The sequence below is a fragment of the Streptomyces sp. NPDC040718 genome (assembly GCF_055593565.1).
Map to the genome: position 1 here is coordinate 1 of NZ_JBVIXO010000038.1, position 5,383 is coordinate 5,383.

5 protein-coding genes and 1 pseudogene are annotated in these 5,383 nt (G+C 73.2%); 1 reads left to right on the plus strand and 5 read right to left on the minus strand.

The features are described from left to right. Nucleotides 1-245 precede the first annotated feature (245 nt). The gene (locus ACZ597_RS35480) at nt 246-686 is read right to left on the minus strand and encodes a MarR family winged helix-turn-helix transcriptional regulator (RefSeq protein ID WP_471339568.1); all 441 of its coding nucleotides are present in this window, start codon (nt 684-686) and stop codon (nt 246-248) included. 88 nt (nt 687-774) lie between these two features. Here ACZ597_RS35480 and ACZ597_RS35485 point away from each other — a divergent pair, with 88 nt between their 5' ends. Further along, nucleotides 775-1,698, plus strand: coding sequence for a quinone oxidoreductase family protein (locus ACZ597_RS35485; protein WP_471339570.1), 924 nt, complete (start codon nt 775-777; stop codon nt 1,696-1,698). Here the strand turns inward: ACZ597_RS35485 and ACZ597_RS35490 are convergent. The 4 genes and pseudogenes from ACZ597_RS35490 to ACZ597_RS35505 form a co-directional block, all read right to left on the minus strand. Further along, a complete protein-coding gene (locus ACZ597_RS35490) occupies nt 1,695-2,366 on the minus strand; it encodes a GyrI-like domain-containing protein (RefSeq protein ID WP_471339573.1) in 672 nt (223 codons plus the stop codon). The two genes, ACZ597_RS35485 and ACZ597_RS35490, sit on opposite strands and share 4 nt — an antisense overlap. A gap of 160 nt (nt 2,367-2,526) precedes the next feature. Then, nucleotides 2,527-3,762: an FAD-dependent monooxygenase gene (locus ACZ597_RS35495; RefSeq protein WP_471339576.1), complete on the minus strand. Its 1,236-nt coding sequence runs from the start codon at nt 3,760-3,762 to the stop codon at nt 2,527-2,529. 70 nt (nt 3,763-3,832) lie between these two features. Next, nucleotides 3,833-4,090, minus strand: a pseudogene (locus ACZ597_RS35500) (FAD-dependent monooxygenase); the annotation flags it as partial. 538 nt (nt 4,091-4,628) lie between these two features. Further along, nucleotides 4,629-5,156, minus strand: a complete 528-nt coding sequence (locus ACZ597_RS35505; protein ID WP_471339579.1) for an SMI1/KNR4 family protein — start codon at nt 5,154-5,156, stop codon at nt 4,629-4,631. Nucleotides 5,157-5,383: the final 227 nt, after the last annotated feature.

The window sequence follows — 5,383 nt, forward strand, 5'->3', positions numbered from 1 at the left end:
CGACTCTATCAGACTCTTTCGTGTCCGATTTCCTCGGCGCTTTCGAGGTCCTGCGCTTTCGCGCTTTCCCTTTCCGGCGGTTCCGACTCTATCAGAAGTTTTCCACCGGATTTCCCGGCTTCAACGTTTCCGAATGGAGAGTCGAATGCACTCCACCCGAGAAGAGATTCCCTGTGGAGTGGTGGTCGCCGAACTTGTCCAGTTCGAGGCAACCGTTTGACTCTACAACCCCGCCTCCGGGGGTGTCAAAACGACCCGGGGGCCTCGTGCACCCGCACCAGCAAGGCCATCAGAGTGTCCTGCTCAGCCGGGGTGAGGGGGGCCAGTAGCTCCGCGTTCGCCGCTTCCGCGAGTACCGCGCAGCGCGCGAGGGCGGCCTCCCCCGCCGGGGTGACGGTGACGGCGTTCTTGCGCCGGTCGGCCGGATCCGGGGTACGCAGCACCAGGCCCGCCTCCTGGAGGTGGTTGAGGATCCCGACCATGTCCTTCGGGTCAACGGCGAGCCGGCGCCCCAGGTCCGCCTGGGCCACCGGGCCGTGTTCGGCGGTCGCGGCCAGCACCGCGTGCTGCATGAGCTTCAGCCCCTCCGCGGAGATCGCGTCGGCGACCAGGCCCCGGCCGCGCGCCGCGACGCGGCCGACGAGCCAGGTGGGCAGGGACTGGATGTGCCCGAGGGGTGAGGTCATGTGCGCACCCTACCCAAAAGTCGTTGGGCCTCCCTATGACTTCCGACTATCGTTGGGGTATCCAATGACATCGGATCGGGGAGGTCCTGTGCTGCGCATTCGCCATGAGGTCAACGGTGGGCCCGAAGTCCTGTTCGCCGAACGGGCCGACCGCCCGGTGGCGGGGCCCGGCGAGGTCCTCGTCCGGACCGAGGCCATCGGCGTCACCCTGCCCACCGTCCGCAAGGTCCGTGAGGGCAGTGGGCCCGTGTCGTTCGGCGGGGAGGTGGCGGGGGTGGTCGCCGGCACCGGGGAGGGCGTCACCGGCTTCGCCGTCGGGGACCGGGTCACCGGGCTGTGCTTCGCCGACGCCTACGCCGAGTACGCGGTGCTGAACACCGCGATGGCCTCCCCGATCCCCGACGGCGCGACCGCCGTGGACGCGGTCGCGCTCGTCCGCAGCGGGCTGGTCGCCCGCGGGGCCTACGAGGCCGCGCGCGTGCGGCCCGGCGAGTCCGTCCTCGTCACGGCGGCGGCCAGTGCGGTGGGCACCCTCGCCCTCCAGCTCGCCAAGGCCCGCGGGGCGGGGCGCGTGGTAGCCGCCGTCGGCAGCGCCGACAAGGCCGACTTCGTCCGCGACCTGGGCGCCGACGAGGTCGTCCTGTACGAGGACGCCGACCGGGGAGCCCCGTACGACGTGATCCTCGACGGAGTCGGAGGCGACCTCCTCGGCCCCGCCGTCCGGGCCCTGGCCATGGGCGGCCGGCTGGTGGCCTTCAGCTCCGGCGGCGGCACGGTGGAGGCGTACGAGCTCCTGGCCCGCGGGGCCTCGGTGATCGGCTTCCAGATGCGTGCCCTCGCCCTCGGCCGGCCCGACCTGTACGCCCGCTGGCAGCGCGAGCTCTGGGAGCTGCACGGCGCGGGCACCCTCCGTACCGCCGTCCATGCGCGGATCCCCCTCGCCGAGGCCGCCCGCGCGCACGCCGTCATCGAGCAGCGCCGCAACCTCGGCAAGGTCGTACTGGTGCCCTAGGGGGTGTCCGTGGGCTCGTCGATCGGCCAGGCGATCTCCAGGCGGTTGTCCGGGTCGTCCGGTGTCCCGGTCCATCGGCGGTAGACCATCCGGACCGGGCCCGCGAAGGCGAAGCCGTGCTGGGTGATCCAGTCCGCAACGGCGTCGTACGCGCCGAGGATCTGCGGGAACGCGGCGGCCGCTCCCTCTGTCTCCGTGTAGGCGAGGGTGCTCTCGGGCAGCTCGCGCACGGTCATGCCCTCGGGGAGGTCCGTGGGCTGCGCGCCGTCCTCCCGGAACGGCAGGCAGGCCTCGACGAGCGTCTCGTTCTCGTCGTCGCACACTCCGTGGAAGCGGACGAAGGCGGGCCCGGTGAAGGTGAGCGGGCCGCGGCCGGCGACCTCGTACATCTCCTGGTAGGCGCTGCGGAGGAAGGCGTCGAGCCCGGAGTTGTCCAGGGTCGCCCCGCGAACGAGGATCCGTTCGGCGGCGCCCTGGCGGACGGTGACGCGGTGGGCCATCCCTGCTCCTTCGATCAGTCGGCTCAACAGGCTGTGGACGGTGGAGCGTTGTACCTCCAGCCGCCGCTCGGCCGCCCGTAGGTGCGCCAGCAGGGCGGCGACCAGCTCCTCCTCGCCGCCGCCGAGCAGCCGACGGACTTCCTCGACCGGTATGTCCAGCTGCCGCAACGCCCTGATCGACTGCGCCGTACGCAGACGAACGCCGGCACCAGTACGCCACTTGCGTCGTAGTGCCGGAGCGCGGTGACCGAGAGGCCGCTGGCCTGCGAGAACTGCCCGATCGGCAGCAGGTTTCTCCTGTCCACGCCTCTGACTGTGCCGTCTCGCGTTACCCGAGGGTCAAGCCCGTCCACCGTGAGCTCACCACGCGATCGGCCGGTAGGCCCATGCCGGTCGACCACTTCCTCGGCCGACGACTCCCGCTCCGGGGGCCAGAAGGCCAGGCCCCTGACGTGGCCGAACGCCACGCGGCGTGCCCGTCCGGGCGGACGAGGACCGCGCGGGCGCCCGCCAGAGCGCCCGCGCGGGTACGGGCGACGGTGACCCGGTCCGCCCATGGCCGGGCGGCGACGGAGAGGGCGTCCGCTCCCACCGCGCCGTCGAGCAGCAGTGCGCCGCCGGGCGACCGGGCCAGCAGCGCCGCGAGGCCGTCCCCGCCCAGCGGGACGTCCGGCACCATCCTCCCCGCCCACTGGTGTCCGAGGTCTCCCGAGGCGGGGTAGCGGGTGCCGACGGCGGTGATCGCCTCGGCCAGCGGTCCGGCCGTGTCACCGTCCGAGGCCAGCTCGGCGAGCAGGTCGCGGACGGGCGCCAGGCGGTCCTCGTCGCCCTTCACCTGGGCGAGCACCGCCTGCGCGCGGGTGCTGCGGAGCAAGCGCCGGCCCGCCGCGTGACGCTCGTCGTGGTAGCTGTCGAGCAGTGCGTCCGGCGCCTGTCCGCGCGCCACCAGGGCGAGCTTCCAGCCCAGGTTGACGGCGTCGTCGATCGCCGCGTTGACGCCGATGGCGCCGGCCGGGGGGTGGATGTGCGCGGCGTCCCCGGCGAGCAGCACCCGGCCCGTCCGGAAGCGCTCGGCGAGCCGCGCCGCGTCCCCGAACCGGGTCAGCCACAGCGCCCCGGCGATCTCGGTCCGGCGTCCCAGCGCGGCGTCGACCGCGCGCTGGAACACCTCAAGCGGCACCGGCTCGTGCGGGTCCTCCGGCGGTGCCGGGTCCTCGGTGAGGAGACGGACGTGGCCGGGGCGCGGGATCGCGAACACCGAGCGGCCGCCGGGCCCGGTGTGGGAGCCGAAGGGGACGGCCGACGGGTCGGCGAGGACCACGTCCCCGAGCAGGGTGAACGTGCGGGCGGGCGTCCCGGGGAAGCCGGTCCCGGTCGCCTTGCGCACCGTACTGCGGCCCCCGTCGCAGCCGGCCAGCCATCGGCAGCGCAGGGTTGCCGGGCCGTCGGCGCCGTCCGTCCCGACCGTCACGCCGTCGGCGTCCTGCCGCAGACCGGTGAGACGTCGGCCGCGGACGAGGCGCGCGCCCGACCCCGCGGCCCACTCGGCGAGCAGTTCCTCCACGCGGGTCTGTGGGGATGCCGAGGACGTAGGGGTGGTCGGTGCGCATCGCGGCGAGGTCGAGGCGGGAGGTGCCGACGAACGCGGTCGTGCGGACGGTCGGCGCCTCGGCAAGGAAGCGGTCGGCCAGGCCCCGGCGGCCGAGCAGTTCCAGGCTCCGGGCATTGAGGTTGAACCCGCGGCAGAAGCCGGGCGGTCCCGGGTCCCGCTCCAGGACCAGTGCCCGCACCCCCGCGCGCCCCAGCTCCCCGGCGAGGGTCAGCCCGGCCGGGCCGGCTCCGGCTATCAGGACGTCGACCGCCTCGTCCTGCGGAGCGCCGCCGCCGCTCATCGCCCGCCCCCTTCCGGCCACGCCAGCGTCCCGCCCTCGACCTCGGCGGCGGTGCGCTCCACCCAGGCCAGCTCGGCCCGTGCCATGGCGGCGGCGTATTCGGCCTCGATGACGAACAGGCGCGGCGCACCGTGCTCCTCGCGGGCCGCGCGGTAGGCCTCGGCGTCCCTCTCGATCCGCTCCCTCAGTGCGGCGGCCCGCTCGCGCAGCGCCCCCGCCGCGCGGTCGCGGCCCAGCGCGCCGAGGTATCCGACGGCGGAGAGGAACCGCGGGTACTCGGGGGAGGGTTCGCGGATCAGGTCGTCGAGCCAGTCGGCGAAGCCTTCCCGCCCGGCGGCGGTGTGGCGGTAGACGGTGCGGGCCGGGCGGTTGCCGACCTGCTCGGTGCCGTCCGCCTCGATCCACCCACAGCGTTCCGGTGCGGTACTTGGACGTGATCGCGTCGATCAGCAGCGGCTCTGTGCGGGCCCACTGGGCGTCAGCCAACGACACGCATCAACCCGCGATCCGATGAACTGAAGGAAACAGCCTGGGTCCACTACAGGAGTCCGGGCTGCCCGGACTCGTTGAAGCGGTGGACCGAGCGGCGCAGGAGGTCGAGGAACTCCGCGAGGCCGTCCGTGATCCGGTCGAACTCCCCTTCCTCGGAGGCGGTCCGCGACCGCCAGACGGCGCCGTCGGCAGCGACCGCGTACAGGATCCCGCCCCCGTCGGAGCCGATCAGCACGGCTGGGACGGCTTCGCCGGCCTCGGGCAGAGCGGTGCGTTCGTCGATGGCCTGGGAGGCGGAGTGCAGGAAGTAGCCGTTGCCGACGTCGCTCATGTTCACGGCTCCGATCTCCTCGTAGTACGCGGCGAGGTCGGCGAAGGCCGGGAACTCTGCGGCGAGTTGCTCCGCGGCGAGGCGATCGTCCGCCTCCGGCGGCAGGACCGCGTTCTCACCCGGGCCGTAGCCGTGCTTCTCCTCGAAGCCGGCCACCAGGACGGCCAGGGCCTCCGACACCTCCTCCCGCCAGCCGGCGAGGGAGGCAGCCGTGAGGGGGAGGGAGCGGTACGAATCGCGCATGTCCCCCATCCTCACACTCGGCCCGGCTGCGGCAGGACCAGGCGGCGTCCGGGCCGCTGACGTTCCCGTCTCCCGGAAAGGCAGCTCAGGGAGCGCCTGTCGAGCATTCCGGCGATGCGACGCAAGAGCCCTTAAACGCAGAAAAGCCCCGCACCAGAAGGTGCGGGGCTTTCCCACAATGATTGTTCGGCGGCGTCCTACTCTCCCACAGGGTCCCCCCTGCAGTA